20 protein-coding genes and 1 pseudogene are annotated in these 24,378 nt (G+C 69.7%); 9 read left to right on the forward strand and 12 right to left on the reverse strand.

The features are described 5' to 3' along the window. The first annotated feature begins 352 nt into the window (after positions 1-352). Entirely contained in the window at positions 353-1,045 is a 693-nt protein-coding gene (locus ACFV9Q_RS13245) for a hypothetical protein (RefSeq protein WP_377234792.1), read from the forward strand. 170 nt (positions 1,046-1,215) lie between these two features. Here ACFV9Q_RS13245 and ACFV9Q_RS13250 read toward each other — a convergent pair whose 3' ends face one another. The 5 genes and pseudogenes from ACFV9Q_RS13250 to dnaA form a co-directional block, all read right to left on the reverse strand. Next, entirely contained in the window at positions 1,216-1,731 is a 516-nt protein-coding gene (locus ACFV9Q_RS13250) for a DUF721 domain-containing protein (protein ID WP_377231619.1), read from the reverse strand. A gap of 19 nt (positions 1,732-1,750) precedes the next feature. Then, a complete protein-coding gene (gene recF, locus ACFV9Q_RS13255) occupies positions 1,751-2,989 on the reverse strand; it encodes a DNA replication/repair protein RecF (RefSeq protein WP_377234793.1) in 1,239 nt (412 codons plus the stop codon). Positions 2,990-3,015: 26 nt separating this feature from the next. Further along, a pseudogene (gene gnd / locus ACFV9Q_RS13260) lies at positions 3,016-3,966 on the reverse strand (phosphogluconate dehydrogenase (NAD(+)-dependent, decarboxylating)); the annotation flags it as partial. Positions 3,967-4,027: 61 nt separating this feature from the next. After that, positions 4,028-5,158: a DNA polymerase III subunit beta gene (gene dnaN / locus ACFV9Q_RS13265; RefSeq protein WP_377231617.1), complete on the reverse strand. Its 1,131-nt coding sequence runs from the start codon at positions 5,156-5,158 to the stop codon at positions 4,028-4,030. Between the two features lie 659 nt (positions 5,159-5,817). Further along, positions 5,818-7,254: a chromosomal replication initiator protein DnaA gene (gene dnaA, locus ACFV9Q_RS13270; RefSeq protein WP_377231616.1), complete on the reverse strand. Its 1,437-nt coding sequence runs from the start codon at positions 7,252-7,254 to the stop codon at positions 5,818-5,820. 432 nt (positions 7,255-7,686) lie between these two features. On the opposite strand from dnaA, the gene rpmH reads away from it, so the two are divergent. The 6 genes from rpmH to rsmG all read left to right on the forward strand — a co-directional run bounded on the left by rpmH (position 7,687) and on the right by rsmG (position 11,158). After that, positions 7,687-7,824, forward strand: coding sequence for a 50S ribosomal protein L34 (gene rpmH, locus ACFV9Q_RS13275; RefSeq protein ID WP_010849920.1), 138 nt, complete (start codon positions 7,687-7,689; stop codon positions 7,822-7,824). Positions 7,825-7,827: 3 nt separating this feature from the next. Continuing rightward, entirely contained in the window at positions 7,828-8,205 is a 378-nt protein-coding gene (rnpA, locus tag ACFV9Q_RS13280) for a ribonuclease P protein component (RefSeq protein WP_377234794.1), read from the forward strand. Next, positions 8,202-8,510: a membrane protein insertion efficiency factor YidD gene (gene yidD / locus ACFV9Q_RS13285; RefSeq protein ID WP_285100560.1), complete on the forward strand. Its 309-nt coding sequence runs from the start codon at positions 8,202-8,204 to the stop codon at positions 8,508-8,510. The genes rnpA and yidD overlap by 4 nt, the downstream gene beginning before the upstream one ends. Positions 8,511-8,593: 83 nt before the next feature. Beyond that, positions 8,594-9,811, forward strand: a complete 1,218-nt coding sequence (gene yidC / locus ACFV9Q_RS13290; protein ID WP_377234795.1) for a membrane protein insertase YidC — start codon at positions 8,594-8,596, stop codon at positions 9,809-9,811. An 11-nt stretch (positions 9,812-9,822) separates the two neighbouring features. Continuing rightward, the gene (locus ACFV9Q_RS13295; RefSeq protein WP_377234796.1) at positions 9,823-10,374 is read left to right on the forward strand and encodes a protein jag; all 552 of its coding nucleotides are present in this window, start codon (positions 9,823-9,825) and stop codon (positions 10,372-10,374) included. A gap of 145 nt (positions 10,375-10,519) precedes the next feature. Next, positions 10,520-11,158 (forward strand): 16S rRNA (guanine(527)-N(7))-methyltransferase RsmG, encoded by a 639-nt coding sequence (gene rsmG / locus ACFV9Q_RS13300; RefSeq protein ID WP_377234954.1) that lies wholly within the window; start codon positions 10,520-10,522, stop codon positions 11,156-11,158. A 112-nt stretch (positions 11,159-11,270) separates the two neighbouring features. Here the strand turns inward: rsmG and ACFV9Q_RS13305 are convergent, their stop codons facing one another. After that, complete coding sequence (locus ACFV9Q_RS13305) at positions 11,271-11,768, reverse strand: hypothetical protein (RefSeq protein ID WP_377234797.1); 498 nt, start codon at positions 11,766-11,768, stop codon at positions 11,271-11,273. Between the two features lie 786 nt (positions 11,769-12,554). Here ACFV9Q_RS13305 and ACFV9Q_RS13310 point away from each other — a divergent pair. Continuing rightward, positions 12,555-14,777: an AAA family ATPase gene (locus ACFV9Q_RS13310; RefSeq protein WP_377234798.1), complete on the forward strand. Its 2,223-nt coding sequence runs from the start codon at positions 12,555-12,557 to the stop codon at positions 14,775-14,777. Positions 14,778-14,871: 94 nt separating this feature from the next. Further along, positions 14,872-16,152, forward strand: coding sequence for a ParB/RepB/Spo0J family partition protein (locus ACFV9Q_RS13315; protein WP_377234799.1), 1,281 nt, complete (start codon positions 14,872-14,874; stop codon positions 16,150-16,152). A gap of 123 nt (positions 16,153-16,275) precedes the next feature. On the opposite strand, the gene ACFV9Q_RS13320 is transcribed toward ACFV9Q_RS13315, so the two are convergent. The 6 genes from ACFV9Q_RS13320 to murJ form a co-directional block, all read right to left on the reverse strand. Next, positions 16,276-17,301 carry a D-alanine--D-alanine ligase gene (locus tag ACFV9Q_RS13320; protein ID WP_377234800.1) on the reverse strand — a complete coding sequence of 342 codons (1,026 nt, stop codon included), beginning with the start codon at positions 17,299-17,301 and terminating at the stop codon, positions 16,276-16,278. 97 nt (positions 17,302-17,398) lie between these two features. Continuing rightward, positions 17,399-18,634 carry a PLP-dependent aminotransferase family protein gene (locus tag ACFV9Q_RS13325; RefSeq protein ID WP_377234955.1) on the reverse strand — a complete coding sequence of 412 codons (1,236 nt, stop codon included), beginning with the start codon at positions 18,632-18,634 and terminating at the stop codon, positions 17,399-17,401. A 270-nt stretch (positions 18,635-18,904) separates the two neighbouring features. Beyond that, positions 18,905-19,231 (reverse strand): thioredoxin, encoded by a 327-nt coding sequence (gene trxA / locus ACFV9Q_RS13330; RefSeq protein ID WP_377227371.1) that lies wholly within the window; start codon positions 19,229-19,231, stop codon positions 18,905-18,907. Between the two features lie 69 nt (positions 19,232-19,300). After that, positions 19,301-20,296 (reverse strand): thioredoxin-disulfide reductase, encoded by a 996-nt coding sequence (trxB, locus tag ACFV9Q_RS13335; RefSeq protein WP_377234801.1) that lies wholly within the window; start codon positions 20,294-20,296, stop codon positions 19,301-19,303. A gap of 239 nt (positions 20,297-20,535) precedes the next feature. After that, positions 20,536-22,428 carry a hypothetical protein gene (locus ACFV9Q_RS13340; RefSeq protein WP_377234802.1) on the reverse strand — a complete coding sequence of 631 codons (1,893 nt, stop codon included), beginning with the start codon at positions 22,426-22,428 and terminating at the stop codon, positions 20,536-20,538. Between the two features lie 169 nt (positions 22,429-22,597). After that, a complete protein-coding gene (gene murJ, locus ACFV9Q_RS13345; RefSeq protein ID WP_377234803.1) occupies positions 22,598-24,346 on the reverse strand; it encodes a murein biosynthesis integral membrane protein MurJ in 1,749 nt (582 codons plus the stop codon). Positions 24,347-24,378: the final 32 nt, after the last annotated feature.

A 24,378-nucleotide genomic window follows, 5' to 3' on the forward strand; every position in this document is an offset into this window, starting at 1 on the left:
GTCCGGTCCCGTCCTCGGACGGCCCCCGCCGGCGACCTCGGCGACGCCGCTCCGGACGACTCGTCGAGAGCGCGTCCCGGCATTCGATTCCCCTGCGGATCGTCATGTCGCCGTCTGTTGAAGGTCAGAAAATTTGCACGCAGAAGGTGACATTTCGTTGATTTGTCGTTTTCTGCTCTAATAGCGCCGACCGGTCACATGCGCGCGCACGCGCACTCTCACTTCGAAGGGCTACAGAGTGAAGAAGCTTCTCGCCGGCGGAACCCTCGCCATCCTGGCATTCGGCGGCATGATTGCCAGCGCCGCACCCGCCTCCGCACACACGCCGAGCGTCTCCGCAGACTGCGGTTTCGTGAACGTTGATCTCAAGTACTACAACGGGGCCAAGGTCACCGTCGTTATCGACGGCCAGACGGTCGAGGACACCGAGTTCTCCAACGGCTTCCAGAAGCTCTACCCGGACCTCGCGCTCGACAAGGCGCACGAGTGGACCGTCAGCGTCGACGCCTATGACGGCCAGGGCGGCACGCAGTACGACTGGTCGGAGTCCGGCTCGATCGGTGTCTGCCAGACGCCCCCGCCCGCCGAGGTCGTCACCCCCGTGATCCCTGAGGCCGTGGCCGGTTGCGCCGCCAGCCTGGACGACGTGGTCATCCCGGACAGCACCGAGGCGATCACCTACACCAAGACCGAGGCCGGCATCGTTGCCACGCTCACCTCGGAGGAGTACACGTTCCCCGAGGAGCTCGGTGCCTACCAGCTCCAGGAGGACGGTTCGGCACTGCTGCCGACCGAGCTCATCGTGATCGAGGAAGAGTGCGCCGAGCCCGAGCCGGAGCCGTCGCCGTCCGTCGAGCCCAGCGAGGCGGCCTCCGTGCCGCCCGCCGCCGAGCCCTCCGCGTCGCCCAGCCCCGAGGCTGAGGAGACCGAGGAGCTCGCCGCGACCGGTGCGACCGTCGGTGGCGCCATCGCGTTCGCCGCGCTCCTCGCGCTCGGTGGCGTCGCCCTGGTCTGGGCCCGCAAGCGGATGCAGCAGAACGCCTGATCAAACAGCTCCTGGCTGACGCCACGGCGTAGCTGAGCGACGAAGGGCTCCCCGGCTTCGGCCGGGGAGCCCTTCGTGCGTCTGCGGCCCGTTCCTGACCGCGTGCGAGCCGTGTGTGCGGTCCCGCCGGCGGGCGGACGCAGCCGCCTGTGGATCGTGGGCCGGGCCCGTCAGCCCCACGTGTCCCGGGGGCCGGGGCCACGCACCGAACGGGGGCCGCGCCGGAACCCGGGGCCGGCCGGGCCGAGGACCGTGACCTCCTCGACGACGCCCTCCCCGATCTCCTCGGCCATGCGTCGGACCAGGGTCGGCACCAGCAGCCGGAGCTGGGTGGCCCAGGCCGTCGAGTCGGCGCGCACCACGAGCACCTTCTCCTCGAACGTCTCGGGTGTGCAGTGGTCGGCGATCTCCGAACCCACCACCTCGCGCCAGCGGCCCACGACGCCGCCCACCGACACCTCCTCGGTCCAGCCCTTCTCGCGCAGCAGCCGGCCGACGACCGCACCGAGGAGCTGTGGATCCCGCGCGCCGGGCCCCGAACCGCTCGACCGGGGCTCGGCCAGGGGTGACCGGCGTGAGGGGGATCCGGGCCGCAGACCGCGGGCCCGGGCCGCGGCCTTGGCCCGGTTGAGGGCAGCGCGAGCGACCTCCGACGGCGGCGTCAGAGCGGGCTCAGAGTTATCCACAGGCCCCTGTGGAGATTCATCAGTCACGGGTCACCGTCCCGGGTTCCACGTGAAACCGTACGCCGTCCAGAGCCGGCGGGATGTCCTCGGGCACGGCCGCCGTGACGAGCACCTGGCGAGCCGGGAGCACCAGTTCCGCGAGCCGTTCCCGACGTCGGACGTCGAGCTCGGCGAACACGTCGTCGAGGATGAGCACCGGGTCGGCGTCGGTGCCCAGTTCGGGGTCCCAGAAAGTGGGTGAATCCGCCGAATTCTGCGGATCCCCGCCCAGCAGCCGGAACGATGCGAGCCGCAGCGCGAGTGCGAACGACCACGATTCGCCATGGCTCGCATACCCCTTGGCCGGCAGTCCGCCGAGCGTCAGCACGAGGTCGTCCCGATGCGGGCCGACAAGGCTGACACCGCGCTCCAGCTCCTGCGGCCGGGCCTCGACAAGAGCTTCGAGCAGCAGGTCACGGAGACGACCGACGTCCGAAAAGTTATCCCCAGAGCCTGTGGACAACTCCGGTGGATTGTCCAGGGAGAGGGCCGGCAGCGACGACCGGTAGGCGATCTCCGCGTCGCCGTCGGCATCACTCACCTGCTCGTACGCAGCGGCGACCGCGGGCCGCAGCGCGTTCACCAGCTGCACCCGCAGCGAGAGGATCTCCGCGCCGAGCTCGGCCAGTCGTGCGTCCCAGACGTCGAGCGTCGCGAGCTCGGCGGCCGCCGAGCTCTCCGACCGTGACGACCCACCGGAGCGCCGGGCCGACCGCGCCGACTTGAGCAGTGCCGAACGCTGCCGCAGGACCCGCTCGTAGTCGGAGAGCACCCCGGACACCCGCGGCATCATCAGGACCAGGAGCTGGTCCATGAACCTCCGCCGGCCGTCCGGGTCGCCCTTCACCAGGGCGAGGTCCTCGGGGGCGAAGAGCACCGTGCGCAGGACCCCCAGCACGTCCCGCGCCCGCACCGGCTGGCCCCGGTTGATCCGGGCGCGGTTCGCCTTGCCCTGGGTGATCTCCAGCTCGACCGTGCTCGCCCGGTCGCCCCGCACGATCCGCGTCCGGACGACCGCTCGCTCGGCGCCCGACCGCACGAGCGGCGCATCCGTGGCCACCCGGTGCGAACCGAGCGTCGCGACATAGCCGATGGCCTCGACCAGGTTGGTCTTGCCGCGGCCGTTGCGCCCTACGAACGCGTTGACCCCGGGTTCGAGCTCCAGGTCGGCCGACGCATACGACCGGAAGTCCAGCAGGGAGAGGTGGGAGACGTACATCGGTAGGAGATCGTACGTCCCGGCCGCTACTCCGCCGACTTCACCGCGTGCCCGCCGAACTGCTGGCGGAGCGCGGCCACGGCCTTCATGGCCGGCGACTGCTCCTGGCGCGAGGCGAACCGCGCGAACAGGGCGGCGGAGATCACGGGGAGCGGCACGGCCAGGTCAATGCCCTCGTCCACGGTCCACCGGCCCTCGCCGGAGTCGTCGACCCAGTCGTCGAGCAGCGCGAGCTTCGGGTCCTCCTCCAGCGCCTTGACCATCAGGTCGAGGAGCCAGGAGCGCACGACGGTGCCGCGGCTCCAGGCCCGCACCGTGCCGTGCACGTCGGTGATGAGGTCGGACTTGGCCGCGAGCAGCTCGTAGCCCTCGGCGTAGGCCTGCATCAGGCCGTACTCGATGCCGTTGTGGACCATCTTGGCGTAGTGGCCCGCGCCGACGCCGCCGGCGTGCACGAAGCCCTCCTCACGGGGCCCCTCGGGGCGCAGCGCGTCGAAGACGGGCAGCACGCTCTCAACGTCCGCGGCCGCGCCGCCGACCATCAGGCCGTACCCGTTCTCGAGGCCCCAGACGCCACCGCTCACGCCGACGTCGAGGTAGCCGATCCCGTTCTTCGCGAGCTCGGCGGCACGCTCCTGGTCCTCGACGTAGTGCGAGTTGCCGCCCTCGATGACGATGTCGCCCTCGGAGAGGATCTCACCGAGCTGGTCGAGCACGCCGCGGGTGGGCTCGCCCGCCGGGACCATCACCCAGACGACCCGCTTGTCCTCGGGGAGCGCTGCGGCGAGGTCCGCGAGCGTCGCGACGTCGGACACCTCGGGCCGCGGGTCGAACCCGGTGACCTCGATGCCGCCCTTGCGCAGACGGGCCCGCATGTTGTTGCCCATCTTCCCCAGGCCGACCAGACCGATGTGGGTAACCATGTGCGTGAAATCCTCCTGGGTCGTTCGACGGGGTCGCTCGTGGCGGCCGTCCTTGGTGCTGGCTGACGTCGGGTTGCGGGCACGTCCCGTCGATCAGGACGGGGCGTAGAACGCGTCAGCCGGTGAAGCGGATCGGCACCAGCAGGTACCGGTAGGCGGAGTCGTCCTCGCCGTCCAGGCTGCCCTGGCCGGTGAACTCGACCGGCTTGTTCGGGTGCGTGAACGACAGGCGGACGAAGTCCGTGCCCAGGGCGCCCAGGCCGTCGAGGAGGAACTGCGGGTTGAACGCCACCGCGATGTCCTCACCGACCAGGACGGCCTCCAGCGCCTCGGACGCCTGCGCGTCGTCCCCCTGACCGGCATCCAGTACGACCTGCCCCTCGCTGAACGAGAGCCGGATCGGAGTGTTGCGCTCCGCGACGAGGCTCACGCGCTTCGCCGCCTCGATCAGCGGGGCGGTGGCGACGACGGCGTGGATGGGCGTGCTGTCCGGGAACAGGCGGCGGACGGCGGGATAGTCGCCGTCGACGAGCTGCGAGGTGGTCTGCCGGCCGCCGGCCTCGAACCCGACGAGGTCGAGGCCCTGGCCTGTGGACAGACCGACGTTCACGAGTCCGCCCGAGCCGAGCGACTTGGCGACGTCGTTGAGCGTGCGTGCCCGCACGAGCGCGACGGCGGAGAAGCCTGGCGTGGCCGGGGTCCACGTCAGCTCGCGGAGCGCGAGGCGGTAGCGGTCGGTGGACAGGAGGGTGATGCGCTCGCCCTCGATCTCGACGCGCACACCGGTCAGCAGGGGGAGCGTGTCGTCGCGGCTGGCCGCGACGGTCACCTGGGCGACGGCGTGGGTGAACGCGTCACCCGACACCGTGCCGCTGACCTCGGGCAGGCCCGGCAGCGCCGGGTACTCGTCCACAGGCATGGTGAGGAGCGTGAATCGGCTGGCGCCACAGGTGACGACGACCTTGCTGCCCTCGAGCGCCACGTCCACAGGCTTGTTCGGCAGCGCACGCGAGATCTCGGCGAGCAGACGGCCGGAGACCAGCACGGTGCCCGGCTCGGCCACCTCGGCGGGGATCTCGGAGCGCGCGGAGGTCTCGTAGTCGAAGCTCGCGAGGTTGATCACGCCCTGCGCGTTGGCCTCGATCCGGACCCCGGCAAGCACCGGTGCCGGCGGGCGCGTGGGGAGCGTGCGAGCGGTCCATGTCACGGCATCGGCGAGAACGTCGCGCTCGACCCTGAACTTCATGCCGTTACATCTCCTCTTGTTCCTGGGCTGTCGAGGGAAACCCTACGCGAGTTGGGGACCTGGCGGCACTCGATAGGCCGGGGCTGTGGATGGACTTCATGCCGGGTGTCGTACTAGTGTTCGAAGAGGTAGCCGAAGCGCTCGACCGGCTTATGAAGGCGTGTGGATTCCCCCTAATAGATAACTGTCGTAGTAGTAGTCGGTGTTGTGGAAACTGGGGAAATCGTGTCTTTCCGCAGGTCAGAGGCCATTTCCTCCTGTGGAGGAGCTGTGGGGCGATCTGTGCATGAACTGGGGACTGCTGTGGACGGCCAGTTTTTACACACAGGCTGTCCACCGATCGGGGTCCCGTCGCCCACAGAAAACAGCCGCTTGTCCACACCCGTCCACAGGCTTGTCCCCAGGTGTGTATCGGCTGGTCAGCGCGGCGCACCAAGTTCTGCACAGGTTGTGTCCACAGCGCTGGGGACAAGCGAAGCCGAGCCCAGGTAATCAGCCGTTCCGCGTGTGGACAGCCCTGTGGAGGTGCGTATACGCAACACCCCTGCGCACCGGTCTCGCTGTGCACAGGGGTGTTGAAAGATGTGGAAGTGGGTTCTATGCCCGGATTTTCGGGCAACGTGAAGCCAGGCAAGGCGGCACGTGTGAGGTGCGGCTCGTCAGCCGCGCTGCTGCTGCTTGATCCGGCTGGTGAGCTCGGTGACCTGGTTGTAGGTCGAGCGGCGCTCCGCCATCTGGCCGGCGATCTTCTTGTTCGCGTGCATGACCGTGGTGTGGTCGCGGCCGCCGAACTGCTGGCCGATCTTGGGGAGCGACAGGTCGGTGAGCTCACGGCACAGGTACATGGCGATCTGCCGGGCGGTGACGAGCACCCGGGACCGTGACGAGCCGCACAGGTCGTCGATGGTGAGGCCGAAGTAGGCGGCCGTCTGCGCGATCACGACGGCGGGTGTGATCTCCGCGGTGTCGTCGTCGTCGGTGATGAGGTCCTTCAGGACGATCTCGGCGAGTGCCAGGTCGACCTGCTGCCGGTTGAGGTTGGCGAACGCGGTGACCCGGATGAGCGCGCCCTCGAGCTCACGGATGTTCGTCGAGATCCGGGAGCCGATGTAGGAGAGGACGTCGGCCGGCACGGCGAGGTGCTCGCTCGCGGCCTTCTTGCGCATGATCGCGATCCGGGTCTCGAGGTCCGGAGGCTGGACGTCTGTGATGAGACCCCACTCGAAGCGGGAGCGCAGCCGGTCCTCGAAGCCGTTGAGCTGTTTGGGCGGGACGTCGGACGTGATGACGACCTGCTTGTTCGCGTTGTGCAGCGCGTTGAAGGTGTGGAAGAACTCCTCCATCGTCTGTTCCTTGCCCTGCAGGAACTGGATGTCGTCGATGAGGAGCACGTCGACGTCGCGGTACCGGCGCTGGAAGGCGCCCGCCTTGCCCTCGCCGATGCTGTTGATGAAGTCGTTCGTGAACTCCTCGGAGTTCACGTACCGCACGCGGATGTGTGGATAGAGGTTGTGGACGTAGTGCCCGATGGCGTGCAGCAGGTGGGTCTTGCCCAGTCCCGAGTCGCCGTAGATGAAGAGCGGGTTGTACGCCTTGGCCGGAGCCTCCGCCACGGCGACGGCCGCCGCGTGCGCGAACCGGTTGGACGAGCCGATGACGAACGTCTCGAAGATGTACTTCGGATTCAGCCGGGTGGGCTCGGCCGACGGCTTGGGCGCGGGCTGCGGCGCGATCGGCATCTGCGCCTGCTCGGGCTCCGGGGGCTCGTGCTCGAGGGAGAGCGCCGCCGGGCCGGAGATCTGGGACGGGCCGGCGAGCGTGCTGCTGCTCAGCTCGGGGTCCACGGTGATGCCGAAGCGGACGTCGCGTCCCAGGACCGACGACATCGCGGAGACCAGGTCGTCGCGGACGGCCGTCTCCAGATAGGTGCGCGTCTGCTCGTGCGGGACGGCGATGAAGACCATGTCGTCCAGCACGGCCATCGGCTTGGCGAGACGGATGAAGGCGAGCTGCCGGGGGCTCATGTCGGGCCGGGCCTCGAGCGCTGTCAGGGTCTGCGCCCAGACATCGCCGATGTTCTCGTCCGGGTTGGCCACTGGCTTTCCTTAGTCTCGTGCGTGGGGTGGTGCGCGACGCTGGGGGTGTGTTGGAGTCTGCCATGATGAGGCACCGTCCACACAGTTGTCCACAGGTTGTGGATGGCGCGGATCATGCCTGGGTAAGTGGTACGTAGCCAGGCAGGACGGCCCAGCCGGGAAGGCCGGCGAGGCGCGCGGTGTGGCGCGTCCGACACGCATGATCCTGCGGTTCTGGTTTGACCCGAGGGGCCCGCCCGGCGTAACGTCAGACAGCCGTTCCAGGTACTTCTGCGCGCCCATACACGGATTCGAGCCACGTCCTCCGACGTCGGCCAGGACCGATGGGCCAGGCCCCGGGTCGGCTCGGTCGATCGAACTTCTGAACGGCCACCATTCACTGCATCGTCGAGGACAGACGGTGTGCCTACCCCGACGTTCTTGGAGTACCTCGTGAGCAAGCGGACCTTCCAGCCGAACAACCGCCGTCGTGCGAAGACCCACGGCTTCCGGCTGCGCATGCGCACCCGTGCCGGCCGCGCCATCCTGGCAGCTCGCCGGCGTAAGGGTCGCGCCGAGCTCTCAGCCTGAGCCATGTTGCCCGCGGCGCACCGTTTGCGCCGTTCCGTCGACTTCGAGCGGACGGTGCGCCGCGGCACGCGCGTAGGTCGATCGACCTTGGTGGTTCACCTCCTGGTCCCGGACGAAAATGTCCCGGATCCAGGATCGGGAACTCCACAGGTCGGTTTTGTCGTTTCCAAGGCTGTGGGTAACTCCGTGCAGCGCAACCTGGTGAAGCGTCGGCTCCGTGCCGCCGCGGTCGGCCAGCTCTCCGTGCTGCCCAGCTCCGCTCGTGCGGTGGTGCGCGCGCTGCCGCCGTCTGCGGACGCGACCTACGCGGACCTCGACCGCGACCTCGACTCGTGCTTGCGGCGTGCTGTCGCGCGCGTCTCCGGAGACGGGAAGAGATGACCACCATCCCCGCCCCTGAGGGTGAGGCGCCGACGCGTGAGCCTTCGCTGATCGGCCGGCTCCCGGTGACCCTCCTTGTGGGGATGGTCCGGTTCTACCAGGCGTTCATCAGCCCGATGAGCCCCCCGAGCTGCAAGTACTACCCGTCCTGCTCGCAGTACGCCCTGATCGCGCTGCGTCGCCACGGTGCGCTGCGCGGGCTCGGTCTCGCGCTGTGGCGCCTGCTGCGGTGCAACCCGTGGAGTCTCGGCGGCGTCGACGACGTGCCGCCCGCGCGCGGCACGCACACTCACGCCGAGAGCTGACCTGCCTCGGCTCGTGCCGCCGTACACGACCCCCTCGCACCCACCGCAGACTTCGCGTCACCAACACTGGAGCTTCTTGACCGATGGACTTCTTCGCCTTCCTCTACCCCATCGAATGGGTCGTAGCCTGGATCATTTACGGCTCGCACTGGCTGTTCACGACGCTCGGGATGGCCAGCGGCCCCGGGACGGCGTGGGTGCTGTCGATCGTCGCCCTCGTGATCGTCATCCGCGTGCTGCTCATCCCGCTGTTCTTCAAGCAGATCAAGGCCTCGCGCGGGATGCAGATGATCCAGCCCGAGCTGCAGGCCGTGCAGAAGAAGTACAAGGGCAAGACGGACCCGGCGTCCCGCGAGAACATGACGCGCGAGACCATGGAGCTGTACCGGAAGCACGGGACGAACCCGTTCGCCTCCTGCATGCCGATCCTGCTGCAGTCGCCGATCTTCTTCGCTCTGTTCCGGGTGCTGAACAGCCTCAAGCAGATCTCCGAGGGCACGGCTGACCCCATCGGCCCGATCACCCGCGACGTCGCAGGTGACATCGAGTCGTCCACGCTGTTCGGTGCCCAGCTGAGCGACGTCTTCCTGCAGACGGACTCGATGACCTCGCGCATCGTGGTCATCGTGCTGATCGTCGCGATGAGCGTTACGACCTTCACCACGCAGCGCCAGCTGACGATGAAGAACATGCCGCCGTCGGCTCTCGAGGGCCCGATGGCGCAGACGCAGAAGCTGATGCTCTACATGCTTCCGATCGTCTTCGCGATCTCCGGCGTGAACTTCCCGGTCGGTGTGCTGATCTACTGGACCGTCACCAACCTGTGGTCCATGGGTCAGCAGTACTACACGATCAAGCGGATGCCGACGCCTGGCTCCGTCGCCGAGAAGCAGATGAAGGAGCGGCAGGCCGCGAAGGCCGCGCGCAAGGCTGCCCGGAACGGCGGGGTCGTCGAGGAGGACGTCCCGGTGGTCGAGGAGCCGAAGAGCGGCCAGCGTGTCCAGCCCAAGCGGAAGAACCGGCAGAAGAGCGGGACCCGCCCGGCGATCGCACAGGCCGCCCCGCAGGACGCCACCGCTGCAGTGGCCGACGCACCGGCCGATGCGCCGACCGACGGATCGACCGGCAAGCAGCAGGCCGGTACGTCGAAGCAGTCGGGCACGGCCAAGCAGTCGGGCACGCCGAAGCAGGCCGGCTCGCCCAAGCAAGCCGGCACGCAGCCCGGATCGAAGCCCAAGCAGTCCGGCACCGCGCCCGGGGCGACCCCGGCGTCGTCGGGCAAGCGCAAGCAGAAGAAGTAGGAGGAGACGCGATGAACGCGAGCACAGGCACGGCCGCACCCGATCCCGCGGCCACGGTCGCGGATCCGGAGGACCGCACCAAGCGCCTCGAGGAGGAGGGCGAGATCGCCGCCGACTACCTCGAGGAGTTCCTCGACATCGCCGACCTCGACGGCGACATCGACCTGGACATAAAGCACGACCGCGCGGCCGTCGAGGTGGTCGCTGACGACCCAGAGTCGCTCGCGCACCTGATCGGGCGTGAGGGCGAGGTGCTCGACGCGATGCAGGAGCTCACCCGCCTGGCGGTGCAGACCCGCACGGGGGACCGGAGCCGGCTGATGCTCGACATCGGTGGCTACCGTGCGGCGCGTCGTGTCGAGCTCACGCGGATCGCGGAGCGGGCAGTCGAGCAGGTGCAGGAGTCCGGCGCGGAGGTCGAGCTCGAGCCGCTCAACGCGTTCGAGCGCAAGGTCGTGCACGACGCCGTTGCAGCTGCGGGCCTGGTCAGCGATTCGCGCGGCGTCGAGCCGGAGCGGTACGTCGTGGTCCAGCCGGCCGGGACGGCTGCGGTCACCGACTGATCCGATGGTTTCGGCCGAGGGCCGGTGCGCGTCCCGAGGACGTGCACCGGCCCTCGGTGTGTTTGGCTTCTTTCGACAGCGAGTGGAGGGACGGGACGTGGAAGGTTCGGACGTGGCAGGGGATGCCAGCTCGACCGACGTCGAGATGTTCGACGGCGAGACGCTTGGTGCCAGTGATGCGGTCAAGGCGTACCTGGGCGACGCGTACGACGGTGTGGTGCGCTTCGCGGAGCTGCTCCGTGATCAGGGGGAGCTGCGCGGGCTGATCGGTCCCCGCGAGGTGCCGCGCATCTGGGAGCGGCACATCCTCAACTCCGCGGCGGTCGTCCCGTACCTTCCTACGGTCGGATCGGTCGCCGACATCGGATCGGGAGCTGGGCTGCCGGGCATCGTGATCGCAGTGATGCGGCCCGAGCTGCAGGTGCTCCTGGTCGAGCCGATGGAGCGACGAACGACGTGGCTGGCCGAGGTGGTGGCCGAGCTCGGCCTGGCGAACGTCGAGATCAAGCGCGGGCGAGCCGAGGAGTATCACGGTGCCTTCGAGGCGGACGCCGTCACCTCCCGGGCGGTCGCCGCACTGTCGAAGCTGGTCCGGCTGAGCATGCCCCTCGTCCGGGTGGGCGGCGAGCTGGTGATCCTCAAGGGGCGCAACGTGGCTCAGGAGGTCGAGCCCGCACGCAAGGTGCTGCGGAAGTACGCCACGGGCGATCCGGAGATTCTCGAGGGAGCCACGGTGGAGGGTGTCGAGACCACGACGATCGTCCGGGTGCACCGCGGGAAGTAGGACTCCCGGCAGTCATGTTTCACGTGGAACGGGAGCGGTCGCCTTGGGCGATCGCTCCCGTTCCTGGTTCTCGGATGGCCTCGTGCTGAGCGGGCGGGACGGCTTGCCGCTCTCAGCAGCCGCCGCAGTTGTAGTAGAGGATGTCCCAGTGGTTGCCCTCGTCGGTGTAGAGGTTCCCGGCGCCGGAGCGGTACTGGTAGCCCCAGCCGGAGATGTACCCGACGTACGTGAAGTTGTTGCTGATGTAGCTGTCGATGCAGGTGCTCTGCCGGGTGTCGAGCTTGTAGCCGTTCCAGTGGCTGTAGGTACCGCTGGAGTGTCCGGTCTCGGTGCCGCCGGTGATCGTGATGGCACATCCGCTTGCTGAGCGGAGCGTCTTGATTCCGTCGATCGTGGTCTGCCGCACCTGGTCGAAGGACGTGCAGGTGGCGACGTTGCGATTGCTGCATCCGCCGCTCGACGTCCAGGAGATGCCGGCCGCGCTGAGCTGGGCGGTTGCCTGTGCGTGAGTAAGGAACGTCGCGGCGCTGGCGGGGGCCGCGAAGGCGAGCACGAGCGCTGCTGTGAACGCGGTGATCAGTGCGGTGGCTCGGGTGATGGGTCTGGACAAGACGCCTCCCTGCGTGGAGTCAGACGTACCTGGGCGATTTGAGGATAGGTGGAGACGCGACGGGTCTGGGCATACCAGTTCTGACATAGCGGCGACGGACTGGCGTGGGTGTTGACCGGAGGCAGCGGCATTCTTGGAGTTGGGTCCGGTCCGTGCCGAGCTCTGCTGAACCTCGCTCCCGTTCGGTTCAGGTGGGTCGAGCCTGCGCTCTGCCGACCGTGAGGAAACGGCGAGCCGAGGTCAGGGGCCGGAGGTGTACGGGCTGCCAGTCGGCCGGTCCGGGCCTGGGCGGCGAGGCATCCGGGTGAGGTCCGTTTCACGTGAAACACGAAGCAGGTGTGAAACGGAGCCGAGCGCGCGTTGCGTTCGGTTGATCGCTTGGCTCCTCGCGAGAAGGCCCCTTGAGAAGGCAGAGGCGTTTCACGTGAAACCGAGCGGTAGCGTTCTGCGGGGGCGTGGATCGGCGGTGCGGAGAGGGAGCGGTGGTCGACTTACGCCTCCCGGGCGGCTGTGTTCCCACCTGACGTCGCGCACCCGGCGCGCCTCGGCCGGTCGAGGAGGATCTGATCGCCTCCGCGACGGCGTTTCGGCACGCCCGAACAGGCGCCCGACCGTAGCGTTACACGGGTGTGCTTCTTCAGACGAAAGTCCAAGCGAGCGGCGGCGGCTGCGGCTCTGGCGGCGTCCGCCGCGAAGGCAGATACGTCCGACTCGTCCGCTTCGGAACCGGTAGCGGCGGCTCACGATGCCCCACCGGTGGACTCCGCGTCGCGAGAGGCGCCATCGGTGGTGCCCTCCGCGGAGGGGCCGACCGATGGGCAGCCGGAGGAGGTCGAGCCGGACGAGGCGCCGGCACCCAGCACACCGTCGGCGGAATCCCCGGCCGAGGGCGCGACGGCAGTCGGAGTGGTCGCTGCGGGAGAACGGCCAGGCCAGGTCGCGGACGAGTCCCCGGAGGGATCGCCCGCTGCCGCCGTCCTCAACGGGGCCGCGAGCGACGCTCCTGACGACACCCCGTCCGGTGCCGCCCCGGACGGCGCCGGAAATGACGCCCAGTTCCGTGCCGCCCCGGACGGCGCCGGAAGCGCCGTCCCGCTCCGCGCCGGGGGTGGTGATGCTCTGAGCGATGCCAGGAGCAGCACCCAGCCCACCAAGATCGAGGCACAGGCTGAGGTAACGGCACAGGCACACGTCGCGGTGGCCGTCTCGGCCACCGCGATGGTGAGCGACGGTGTTCCGTCCGACATCTCGAGCGCGTCGGCCCACGAGGAGAAGCACGGCGACACCGCCGTTGAGCCGGCCCATGAGGGGATCGACGCGTCGACGCCCGCGGCGCCTTCCCTGGAGAGTCTGGGTGAGGCGCAGGCGCAGGAACTGTCGGAGGGTTCGGCGGAGCGCGCGAGCGTGCCGTCGTCCGAGGACATGGCCCCGCCGCCGGCCGAGATCGTGACCGGTCGTCCGCGTGACGAGGTGTGGGGCCAGGACAAGCCGGACCCCGAGGGGAAGAACGTGGCTGAGCTCAGCCAGCTGATCGAGTCCGTGACGAGGTCGGCCACGGCCGACGACGACGAGGCCACGCAGGTGGCAGAGGTTCTGGAGATCGACGAGATGACGGAAGTGCTGGAGCCGGTGCCGGATCGGGTCGAGGTGCCGTCCCCGTCAGAAGCGGTGGCTGACGACCCGGATCTGATGGAGGAGCTGCCCTCGCGACGTCCGATCCCGGCAGATGCGATCAAGCGGGCAAGTGAGGCACTCGACGCGGCGGTGAACGCCGCTCCCGCGGTGATCGGCTCCGCGACGATGACGTTCGAGGACGAAATGGTCGACTTCGTCGACGCCGAATTCACACATTTCGACGGAGAAACCGTCCCGGAGGCCAAGCCAGAAGCGGGGGCCAGCGATTACAGTGTCCGCGTGACGGATCCGATTCCTGTGCAGAGCCTCTCCGCTCCCGGTGTTTCACGTGAAACGACCGGGTCCGTGCAGACGCCCAATGGCACTCAGCAGCCCACGGGCGGCCCGCACGGTGGCGATGACGAGCGGCGATCGGCCCTCATCGCGACCGTCCCGGCCGTTGACGAGACGACTCCTGTCGCCGCCGAGCTCGCAATGGACGCTCGCCGACGCATCGAACTCCAGGGGCGGAAGTTCCCGCGCCCGCCGAAGACCCGCATCATCACGGTCGCCAACCAGAAGGGTGGCGTCGGCAAGACGACCACCACGGTCAACATCGCGGCCGGGCTCGCGCAATCCGGCCTCAATGTCCTCGTGATCGACAACGACCCCCAGGGCAATGCCTCGACGGCGCTCGGGATCGAGCACCGGGCGGGAACGCCCTCCGTCTACGAGATCCTCGTCGAGGGCGAGCCCCTGGCGAACACGATCCAGCAGTGCCCGGACATCCCCAACCTCTGGGGTGTCCCCGCGACGATCGATCTGTCGGGCTCTGAGATCGAGCTGATCTCCCTTGTTTCACGTGAAACGCGACTCCGTAAGGCGCTCGACAAGTACCTGGCCGACCGGGTCGCCGCAGGGGAGGAGCGCATCGACTACGTGCTCATCGACTGCCCGCCCAGCCTCGGCCTCCTTACCGTGAACGCGTTCGTCGCAGGCCGCGAGGTCTTCATCCCCGTGCAGTGCGAGTACTACGCGCTCGAGGGTCTGAGCCAGCTGCTCAAGACGATCGACCTGATCCGCTCCCACCTCAACCCGGAGCTCCGGGTCTCGTCCATCCTGTTGACGATGTACGACGGCCGGACCAACCTGGCGCAGCAGGTGGCGGGGGAGGTGCGGTCGCACTTTCCCGCGGAGACGTTCAAGACCACGATCCCGCGTTCGGTCCGGATCTCCGAGGCGCCGAGCTACGGCCAGACGGTGATGACCTACGACGCGACATCCACGGGGGCACTCGCGTATCTTCAGTCGTCCCGAGAGCTGGCCGAGCGTGGGCAGGGCGGATCGAGCCCGCGTCGCGCGATGAAGACGGAGTCGGTCGGAGCGCAGGACTGATGGTCGGCAGTGATGAACGGGACGCGTTGCATCCCGTGTTTGAGATGAAGCCCGTCCGCGCTCAGCGCTGGACCGGAACCTACGAGGAGACACGATGACTGCGAAGCGACGCGGGCTCGGGCGGGGCCTGGGCGCCCTGATCCCGACGGGTCCGGAGCTGGACGAGCGGGCTTCCGCAGCTGGAGAGTCGGACGGCGCGGACAGCGTGCTGGGCGGCTCGGTCGCAACCGTCGTCGAGGAGCGGCCCACTACTGCCGAGACTCCGACGGACGAGGTGCCCGCAGGCGCCGTCTCCGCGGACACGGTCGCGGAGCGGACTCCCGAGCAGGTCACGGAGAAGAAGGCCGCCCCCAAGAACACCGGGCCGCGGCCCAGCACGGTGAAGTGGGACTCCGCGATCGCCAGTGGCCGGCTGTCCGTCGCCAACGAGGCGAGCGAAGGCACGGGGGCGTCGGCCCTGGACGATGCGTTCTTCAGTCGGGAGGAGAGCGCACCCGAAGCTGTTTCACGTGAAACACCGGACCTTGTCCCCGTGCCCGGCGCGCGGTTCGCGGAGCTGCCGGTCACCGCCATCCGGCCGAACACCTGGCAGCCGCGCACGGTCTTCGACGAGGGCGACCTCGACGAGCTGGTCGACTCGATCAAGGAGATCGGCGTCCTCCAGCCGATCGTCGTCCGTCCGGACAAGGACCACCCGGGCGAGTACGAGCTCATCATGGGCGAGCGGCGCTGGCGCGCAACACAGGCCGCCGAGCTGGAGACCATCCCGGCGATCGTTCGCGAGACCGACGACGGCGACATGCTCCGGGACGCGCTGCTGGAGAACCTGCACCGCTCGAACCTGAACCCGCTCGAGGAGGCTGCCGCGTACCGTCAGCTGCTCGACGACTTCGACTGCACGCACGAGGAGCTGGCGAACCGGATCGCGCGCAGTCGTCCGCAGATCTCCAACACCCTCCGCCTGCTGCGGCTACCTCCGCTGGTGCAGCGCCGTGTCGCCGCCGGCGTGCTCTCGGCCGGCCACGCGCGCGCCCTGCTCGGTCTGAGCGACGGCGCGGAGATCGAGCGCCTCGCGCAGCGCATCGTGTCGGAAGGTCTCTCGGTCCGGGCGACCGAGGAGATCGTGATGCTCACGGAGTCCGACGGCAACGGCTCCAAGGCGCGCAAGGCGCCGCGGGCCGGTACGCGCAGCGAGGCGGTCGACGAGCTGGCGACCCGGCTCTCCGACCGTTTCGAGACGCGGGTCAAGGTGGCGCTCGGCAAGAACAAGGGCCGCATGACCGTCGAGTTCGCCTCGGTCGAGGACCTCAACCGCATCCTCAACGTCATGGCACCCGAGGAGCGCGGCCTGCTGCGGCCGCCGTCCGAGGACTGACGCGCACGTCCGCGGACAGGCGCAGGGCTCAGGGCCGGCACCCACGAGGGATGCCGGCCCTGAGCCTTTGTGCCGGGTCCTACCGTCGCGCCTCGGCAGGCCGGGGCGAACGCGAGCGATCTGCTACCGCGCGGACACCAGCGCCGTGTCGATGATCGCCCGGTACAGCGTCGACAGGTTGTGCCCGCTCGCGGCAACCGCCTGGGGCAGAAGCGACATCTCTGTCATACCTGGCGCGACGTTCACCTCGAGCACGTGCGCCGTGCCTGAGCGGTCGAGAATCATGTCGGTGCGCGAGAGATGCCGCAGGTGCAGTGCGCGATGTGCGCGCACGGCGACGTCCGACACCAGGTCGGCCTGCTGCGGGGTGAGCCGGGCGGGCGCGAAGAACTCGGTCTCGCCGGCCACGTAGCGTGCGGCGTAGTCGTACCCGCCGTCGGCCACGATCTCCACCGCGGGAAGGGCTTCGGGACCGTCGGCGCCCTCGATCACGCTGACCGCGAGCTCCACACCGTCGATCGCCCGCTCGACCAGCGCCGTCTCGCCGTACGCGAAGCACTCCACCATCGCCCGGGGCAGGTCCTCGGCGCGGGTCACGACCGTGACGCCGAGCGCGGAGCCGCCTTCCGTGGGCTTGACCACCAGGGGGAGGCCGATGCGCCGCAGGATCGTGTCGAGCACCGGCTGCGCGCCGAGGTCCCGGAACAGGCTCTGGGGGAGCGTCACGTAGTCGGGCGTCGCGAGCCCGGCGTCGAGCAGCGCGGCCTTGGAGATCGGCTTGTTCCAGACGACGCGGCTCGCGCGCGGGCCCGTGCCCACGTAGGGCAGGCCGGCCATGTCGAGCACGTCGCGGACGGAACCGTCCTCACCGGAGGCGCCGTGCAGCAGCGGCCAGACGACGTCGGGCCTGGTCGTGCGGAGGAACGACAGGAGGTCGGCGTCGACGTCGTGCACCAGGACCTCCAGGCCGGTGGAGCGCAACGCCTCGGCGACCCGGCGCCCGGACCGCAGCGAGACGTCCCGCTCGTGCGACAGGCCACCGGCGAGGACGACCACCAGGGGCGAGCGGCGCCCGCCGTCGTGCGGCGAGGGGTCGAGGGGAGCGCCTGGCGCGGCCGGCTCGGTCGGGACGGGGGCGGGACTGGTCATCGAGGGCTCACTCGGTCGAGATGGAGAACGGTCAGCTGCCATCGTGTCAGACCCGCGGATCACCGGGGTGACCTGCGCGTCCGTCGAGGGGAGGGGCTCACGCCAGGTCGGGGGCGGGGCCCTCGACGTCGTCCGTGTCCGTGCCGGGCTGCGCGGAGGTGCCGAAGATCTGCACCAGCTCGGACTCACCGTTGACAACGCCGGCCAGCCGTCGCACACCCTCCCGGATGCGCTCCGGGGTGGGGAAGCAGAACGACAGGCGCATGTGGTCGGAGCCGCTGCCGTCGTAGTAGAAGGCCGTGCCCGGGACGTACGCGACGCGGGCGGTGACCGCACGGGGCAGCATCGCCCGCGCGTCGAGGCCCTCCGGCAGCCGCACCCACACGAAGAAACCGCCGTGCGGCACGTTCCACGACGCGCGGGGCAGGTACTCGCCGAGCGCCCCCACGAGGGCGTCGCGCCGCTCGCGGTAGGTCTCGCGGTACGCCTTGATCTGGGCCTTCCAGTCGCACGTCTCCAGGTACGTCGCCACGGCGAGCTGGGAGGCGTTCGACGGCGACAGGACCGCGGACTCGCTGGCGAGCACGAGCTTGTCGCGCACCGCGTGCGGCGCGATGACGAAGCCGACGCGGTAGCCGGGGGCGAAGGTCTTGGAGAACGAGCCGAGGTACAGCACGCCGTCGGTGTCGTAGGAGCGCAGCGCGGGCATCGGCTCGGTGTCGAACCCGAGCAGCCCGTACGGGTTGTCCTCCACCACGAGCACGCCGTGCCGCCGGCAGATCTCCAGGACCTGGGGGCGCCGCTCGACCGAGAGCGAGACGCCGGCCGGGTTCTGGAAGGTCGGGACGGTGTAGAGGAACTTCACGCGCCGGCCCTCGGCCGCCAGGCGGGTCAGCGTGGCGTCGAGCGCCGCCGGGACCAGGCCGTCGGCGTCGAGCGGCACCTGGACGACGTCGGCCTGGTAGGACCGGAAGACCCCCAGCGCACCCACGTACGACGGCGCCTCCGCGAGGACCACGTCGCCCGGGTCCACGAAGATGCGGGTCACGAGGTCGAGCGCGGACTGCGAGCCGGTGGTCACCACGACGTCGTCGGGATGGGCGGAGACGCCCTCGAGCGCGACGACCTGGGTGATGTGCTCGCGGAGCACCTCCTCGCCCTGGCCCGAGCCGTACTGGAGCGCCGTCGTGCCCTTGGTGGCGATGAGGCGCTGCATCGCGTCGGCGATGACGTCGAGCGGCAGGCCTTCCAGGTACGGCATCCCGCCCGCCAGCGACACGACCTCGGGGCGGTTGGCCACCGAGAAGAGCGCTCGGATCTCCGAGGCGCGCATGCCGTGCGCTCGCGCCGCGTACGAACCGAACCACGGGTCGAGGCGGTTACCGGCAGTCTCGGGAAGCTCGTTCACGCACGCCAGTCTCGCACGCACCGTGTGCTCGACCCAGTACCCGTTCGTAGCGAAACGGTGAGACTACGCGGCTCTCGTGCCGCGGCCGCTCCCCGGACAAGTGCCCGGACCAGGGCGAACGAAGAGCGCGTGCCCGGTGCCGCACCCGGTGAGGGTGGGCCGGACACGCGCTCGATCACGCGGCAGGGAGGCAGGTCAGCCCGCGAGGACCTCGTCGATCTCCTCGGTCAGCGCGCGCTTCGGACGGGCGCCGATGATCGACTTCACGACCTCGCCGCCCTTGTAGACGTTGAGCGTCGGGATCGAGACGATGCCGTAGTCCATGGCGGTCTGCCGGTTCTCGTCGGTGTCGATCTTGACGATCTTGATCTTGCCCTCGTACTCGTCGGACAGCTCCTCGAGGATGGGCGCCACCATGCGGCACGGGCCGCACCAGGTAGCCCAGAAGTCCACGAAGACGGGAATGTCAGAGTCGAGGACCTCGCTCTTGAAGGTGTCGTCGGTGACCTTGATGGTGCTCATCCAGCATCTCCTTGTTCATGGCCCCGCAGGGGGCCCAGTGGGGCGCGGCCGGTGGCAGCCGGCCGGAGATCAGTCGTTCAGCGAGTCGAGGAACGCCTGGGCGTCGAGCGCCGCGGAGCAGCCCGAGCCGGCGGCCGTGATCGCCTGGCGGTAGGTGTGGTCGACGGCGTCGCCGCAGGCGAAGACGCCAGGAAGGTTGGTGCGGGTGCTCCGGCCCTCCACGAGGATGTAGCCGTTCTCGTCGAGGTCGACCTGGCCCTTGACCAGGTCGGTGCGGGGCTCGTGACCGATCGCGACGAACAGGCCGGTCGCGTCCAGATCCCGGATCTCGCCGGTGACGGTGTCACGCAGGCTGAGGCCGGAGACCTTGCTGTCACCCGTGATGCCGGCGATCTCGCTGTTCCACGCGAACTCGATCTTCGGGTCCGCGGTGGCGCGCTCCGCCATGATCTTCGAGGCGCGCAGGTCGTCGCGGCGGTGCACGACGGTCACCTTCGAGGCGAACCGGGTCAGGAACGTCGCCTCCTCCATCGCGGAGTCGCCGCCGCCGACGACGGCGATGTCCTGGTCGCGGAAGAAGAAGCCGTCACAGGTGGCGCACCACGAGACACCGCGGCCGGAGAGCCGCTTCTCGTCGGGCAGCCCCAGCTCGCGGTACGCCGAGCCCGTCGACAGGATCACGGAGCGGGCGCGGTAGGTGTCGCCGCCGCCCGTCACGATCGTCTTGATGTCGCCGGTCAGCTCGACCTGCTCCGCGTCGTCCCAGATGACCTTGGCGCCGAACTTCTCCGCCTGCTCCCGCATGGCGTCCATCAGGTCAGGACCCTGGATGCCGGCGGGGAAGCCGGGGAAGTTCTCGACCTCGGTGGTGTTCATGAGGGCGCCGCCCGCGGTGACCGAACCCGCGATGACCACGGGCGCGAAGCCGGCACGAGCCGCGTAGATGGCCGCGGTGTATCCCGCGGGACCGGACCCGATGATGACGACGTCGAGCACGGGGGCGTCGGTGGTGCCGGCGGCCGGAGCGGTGGTCTGTTCGGTCAAGGTGTTCTCCTCGAGTTCCATGGGCACACGCAACAACACGCGAGCGGGTCCCAGTGTTCCAGCCCTGGTCCCCTGGGGCTCGGTCGTGGACGTGAATCTCGCCACACAACATCGACATCCGTCGATGCGTTCGGTATCCGAGCCGATCCTGTCACGAAAGAACACCGGCGGGAACGAACCATCGACATGATGTGGTTCGTACCCGCCGGTGTTCCGGACTGGTCGTGAGCGCCGGCGGCCGTGAGGGCCGGCGACGACGGTCAGCTCAGCACGACCTCGCTCAGCTCGAGCCGGAAGCCGTCCGAGACCTGCGGCAGCTCGGTGACCCAGATCGTGAACGAGTCGCTCACGACGGGCTCCGGCAGCTCAAAGGTGGTGGTCTCCGCGAACGTGCCCTCGGCGAGCACCTCGCCGCCCTCGCCGCCCTTGAGGATCTGCACCTTGCCGCCAGGGGTGTTGGTGAGCAGCTCGATCTTGGAGACGGACGCCGGCTCGCGGAGCCGCAGCTCCATGCCCAGGAAGTCCTTGAACCCGCCGAACGCCGCCCGCTGGTAGGTGGTCGTGAAGTAGAACGTGGCCGGGTCGGTGTCGAAGGCACGCTCGACCGCCTCGGGGTGGTCGAGCGTGCTGCCCTCCCAGTCGAGCTCGCCCAGGAGCGTCCCGGAGTCGATCACCGGACGGGCCTCGGTCTCGGTGGGCGCCGACGGCTCGGTGCTGCCTCCGTCCGCACCGGCGGACGCGGAGGCCGTCGCCGACGGGGGCGCGTCGGCGATCACGTCCGGGGTCGGCGAGAGGACGGCGTTGATGGCCCAGATGAGCCCCGCCACGACTGCCACACCGACGAGGCCGAGCACGATCGGCGTCGGGTTGACCCCGCCGCGCTTGGGCGCGGGCTGGGTGGCGAACCCGCCGTCCTGCTCGTAGTAGCCGCCGGCGTTGGGGTCGTAGCCGCCCGGCGCGTAGGACTGCGGGGGGTACTGCTGCGGCTGCTGCTGCGCGTACTGCGCCTGGTCGTAGCCGGGCTGGGCCTGTGCGGCCGGCTGGCCGTACTGGTCGACGGGCTGGCCGTACTGGTCGTAGCCCACCGGCGGGTAGCCGGCCGGCGCCGCCTCGGGCGGCGGGGGCGGCACGGGCGCGTGCTGCCCGTAGGTCTGCGGTTCGTAGGTGTAGTCGTTCTGGGGCTCGGGATAGCCGGCGGGCACGTTGCCGCCCGCCCCCATGGCCATTGTCTCGTCGGTACGTGCGATCCGGCCGGTGACGGGGCGCCGCGCGGGCGGAGCTCCTTCGCCTCCGAAGGCGTCGGCGATGGACTGCCGCCGCGGCTCCTCCGGCTCGGGCTGCACGAATCCAGGCAGCGATGCCACTACGGAAACCTCTCCCCACGGCTGGAGAGCCGCGGTCACGTCGTCGGGGTTCTTCGGCCCGTCGGTGCCGCCGGACGTGTCGAACGTCCGGGCCACCAGGCCGTCGATCTCGGTGTCCACGTGCGGGACCAAGCTGGAAAGAGGCGCCACGGCGCCGGAGTCGTCGAGCTGCGCGGGCAGCGGGATCAGGGTGTCCTTCGCGATCCAGTCGGCCTCGAGGTCCTGGCCGGGCCAGCGCGCCGTCATCGCGTAGTAGAGGAGAGCGACGAGGCCCTGGGCGTCGAGCTCCGCCGGCTTGACGTTGAGCGTGTCGCCCGAGGCGAGCCCGCCGTCCAGCCCGAGGCCCGTCACGCGGACCTGGTGACCGTCGACCCGCACGGCTTCCGGGCGGAGCGCGGCGTGGTGCACGCCGCGGGCGTGCGCGACGGCGAGGGCGCCGGCCGCCTCACCGACGATCGCGCGGGCCTGCTGCTCGTCCACGAGGCCGCTCGAGATGATCTGGGTCAGCGTGGTGCCGGTGTAGGGCTCGGTCACCACGTACTTGCGGCCGTCGGCGTCGGATCCGGCGTCGAGCACGCGGACCAGACGGGGGTCCGTCACGAGTGCCGCGCGCCGGGCGGAGTCCAGGGCGTCACCGGTATAAGGCCCGGTCACGAGGGTGACGCGGACCTCACGGTCCAGGATCAGGTCGTGCGCCTCCCAGGCGGTCGCCGCAGCAAGGTCGGTGGACGCCTGCTGGCGCAGCCGGTATCTCTCGACCAGCACGGTGCCAGGTTCGACAGTGCTCACGCGGACCTCCTCGCTCGGTCGGGGGACATTAGCAGGTACGTGACCACGACCGTCACGCACCGTCGCCATGCTACGCGGAACCGCTGCCCACTCGCCGAGGCATCGTCCGTATGTACGAAAGCGCAGCCCACACGCGCGGGCTGCGCTTCCCGTACGACGGCGGGGCGAATCAGCGCCGCAGGCGCGCGAGGACTGGACCGAGCAGCCCGTTGAGCTCCTCGACGCGCAGCAGGCGCAGGAGCAGCACGTAGACGGCGAGCATCACCAGGCCGCAGAGCGCCGTCACCCAGAGGCCGCTGAGCATCGTGAACAACCAGCCGCTGCCGAAGGAGAGGACGTCGAACCCGCCGACCAGCTGGTAGACGCCCCACCCGGCGCCTCCGGCGACCACCGCGGCGAGCACCGCCTTGGCGTGCAGCACGAAGATGCGCCCGCCGTCGAGGCGCCCGCCGAGCTTCCGCTTGAGGCCACCGGTGCGCAGGAGCACCGTGATCCAGTTCGACAGGGCGTAGGCGCCACCGGCGGCGACGACCCAGAGCTCGATCGGCAGCCAGATCTGCGCCGCGACCAGGCCGGCCACGAGGGCGACCGTCGAGGGCACGGTGATCCAGAAGACGGAGCGGCCGTCCTCGTAGGCGTAGAAGACCCACTTCATGAGGGCCATGCCGCCGAGGGGCACCAGCCCGAACGACAGCGCGACCAGCACGGGCGCGATGACCGACGTACCCGTCTCGCCCGCGGTCGGGACGATGAACGCGGTGGCCGGCCCGGCGAGCACCACGAGCGCCGCGGTGGCGAACACGGTGAAGACGCCGATGGTGCGCAGCCCCAGGGACAGGTCGGACCGGACCCGGTCGGTGTCGCCCGCCTGCGCGGCCTTGCTGATGCCCGTGAACAGTGCGGTCGCGATGGAGACCGTCACGAGGGAGTGGGGCAGCAGGTAGATCAGGAGCGCCTGGGTGTAGGCACCGTTGCTGGCGACCAGGTCCGCGGAGACCCCCGCGGCGCCGGCCTCGGCCGCGGCCCCGGCCGCGGACGCGACCCGGGTCAGGTACAGCACGCCGGCCTGCTCCAGGACCACGGCCGCGAACGTCCACAGGGCGACGGCCCCGGCCGAGCGGAGGCCGATGCCCCGCAGGCCCAGGCGGAGGTTCCAGCGGAAGCCGGACCGCAGCAGGGGCACGAGCAGGACAAGCGCCTGCGCCACGATGCCGAGCGTGGCCGTGCCGGCCAGCAGGATCGTGCGCGGGGTGTCCCATTCGGAGAGGTCGTTGATGCCGGTGTCCGGCGCGCCGCCGAACACGACCAGGAACACGGCGAACCCGATGACGGAGACCACGTTGTTGGCCACCGGGGCCCACATGAAGGGGCCGAACTGCTCGCGGGCGTTCAGCACCTGGCCGAGCAGCGTGTACAGGCCGTAGAAGAAGAGCTGGGGGATGCACCAGTAGGCGAAGACGGTGCCCAGGGCCAGCTGCTCGGCCGACCAGCCGTCGGTGTACAGCATCACGACCCACGCGGCGGCGCCGGTGAGGATCGCGGTGATGGCCAGGATGCCGACAGCCGCGATCGTGAGCAGCTTGTCGACGCGCTCCTGCGCGTTGTGCGCGCGGAACGCCTTGACGATCTGCGGCACCAGGACGGCGTTCAGCATGCCGCCCGCCAGGATCGCGAACAGGACGTTGGGCAGCTTGTTCGCGACGTCGAACGCGTTCGCGACCGAGCCCACGGAGCCGATCGCGGCCACCAGCATCATGTTGCGGACCAGGCCACCGAGACGGGACGCGGCCGTGCCGGCCGCCATCACGATCGAGTTGCGTCCCAGGCTGCTGGTCGACGACGGCGGCGCCGCGGGCGAACTCGGCCCGCCCGCGGCCTCGGCGCTGGGATCCGACGCGGGGTCGGTCGGTGCGGTCACGGCGTTCTCCTGGGTCAAGCGACTACTCCCGT

It is taken from the genome of Promicromonospora sp. NPDC059942, from assembly GCF_042731755.1.
In the GTDB taxonomy this organism is placed as follows: domain Bacteria; phylum Actinomycetota; class Actinomycetes; order Actinomycetales; family Cellulomonadaceae; genus Promicromonospora.

What these genes read in the sequence shown, in the direction of transcription:
- ACFV9Q_RS13320 (WP_377234800.1), bottom strand. Translation starts at nt 17,301, where the DNA reads ATGACCAGTCCCGCCCCCGTCCCGACCGAGCCGGCCGCGCCAGGCGCT.
- dnaN (WP_377231617.1), bottom strand. Translation starts at nt 5,158, where the DNA reads ATGAAGTTCAGGGTCGAGCGCGACGTTCTCGCCGATGCCGTGACATGG.
- ACFV9Q_RS13295 (WP_377234796.1), top strand. Translation starts at nt 9,823, where the DNA reads ATGAACGCGAGCACAGGCACGGCCGCACCCGATCCCGCGGCCACGGTC.
- trxA (WP_377227371.1), bottom strand. Translation starts at nt 19,231, where the DNA reads ATGAGCACCATCAAGGTCACCGACGACACCTTCAAGAGCGAGGTCCTC.
- trxB (WP_377234801.1), bottom strand. Translation starts at nt 20,296, where the DNA reads ATGGAACTCGAGGAGAACACCTTGACCGAACAGACCACCGCTCCGGCC.
- rsmG (WP_377234954.1), top strand. Translation starts at nt 10,520, where the DNA reads ATGTTCGACGGCGAGACGCTTGGTGCCAGTGATGCGGTCAAGGCGTAC.
- rnpA (WP_377234794.1), top strand. Translation starts at nt 7,828, where the DNA reads ATGTTGCCCGCGGCGCACCGTTTGCGCCGTTCCGTCGACTTCGAGCGG.
- yidD (WP_285100560.1), top strand. Translation starts at nt 8,202, where the DNA reads ATGACCACCATCCCCGCCCCTGAGGGTGAGGCGCCGACGCGTGAGCCT.
- ACFV9Q_RS13325 (WP_377234955.1), bottom strand. Translation starts at nt 18,634, where the DNA reads ATGCGCGCCTCGGAGATCCGAGCGCTCTTCTCGGTGGCCAACCGCCCC.
- ACFV9Q_RS13315 (WP_377234799.1), top strand. Translation starts at nt 14,872, where the DNA reads ATGACTGCGAAGCGACGCGGGCTCGGGCGGGGCCTGGGCGCCCTGATC.
- yidC (WP_377234795.1), top strand. Translation starts at nt 8,594, where the DNA reads ATGGACTTCTTCGCCTTCCTCTACCCCATCGAATGGGTCGTAGCCTGG.
- recF (WP_377234793.1), bottom strand. Translation starts at nt 2,989, where the DNA reads ATGTACGTCTCCCACCTCTCCCTGCTGGACTTCCGGTCGTATGCGTCG.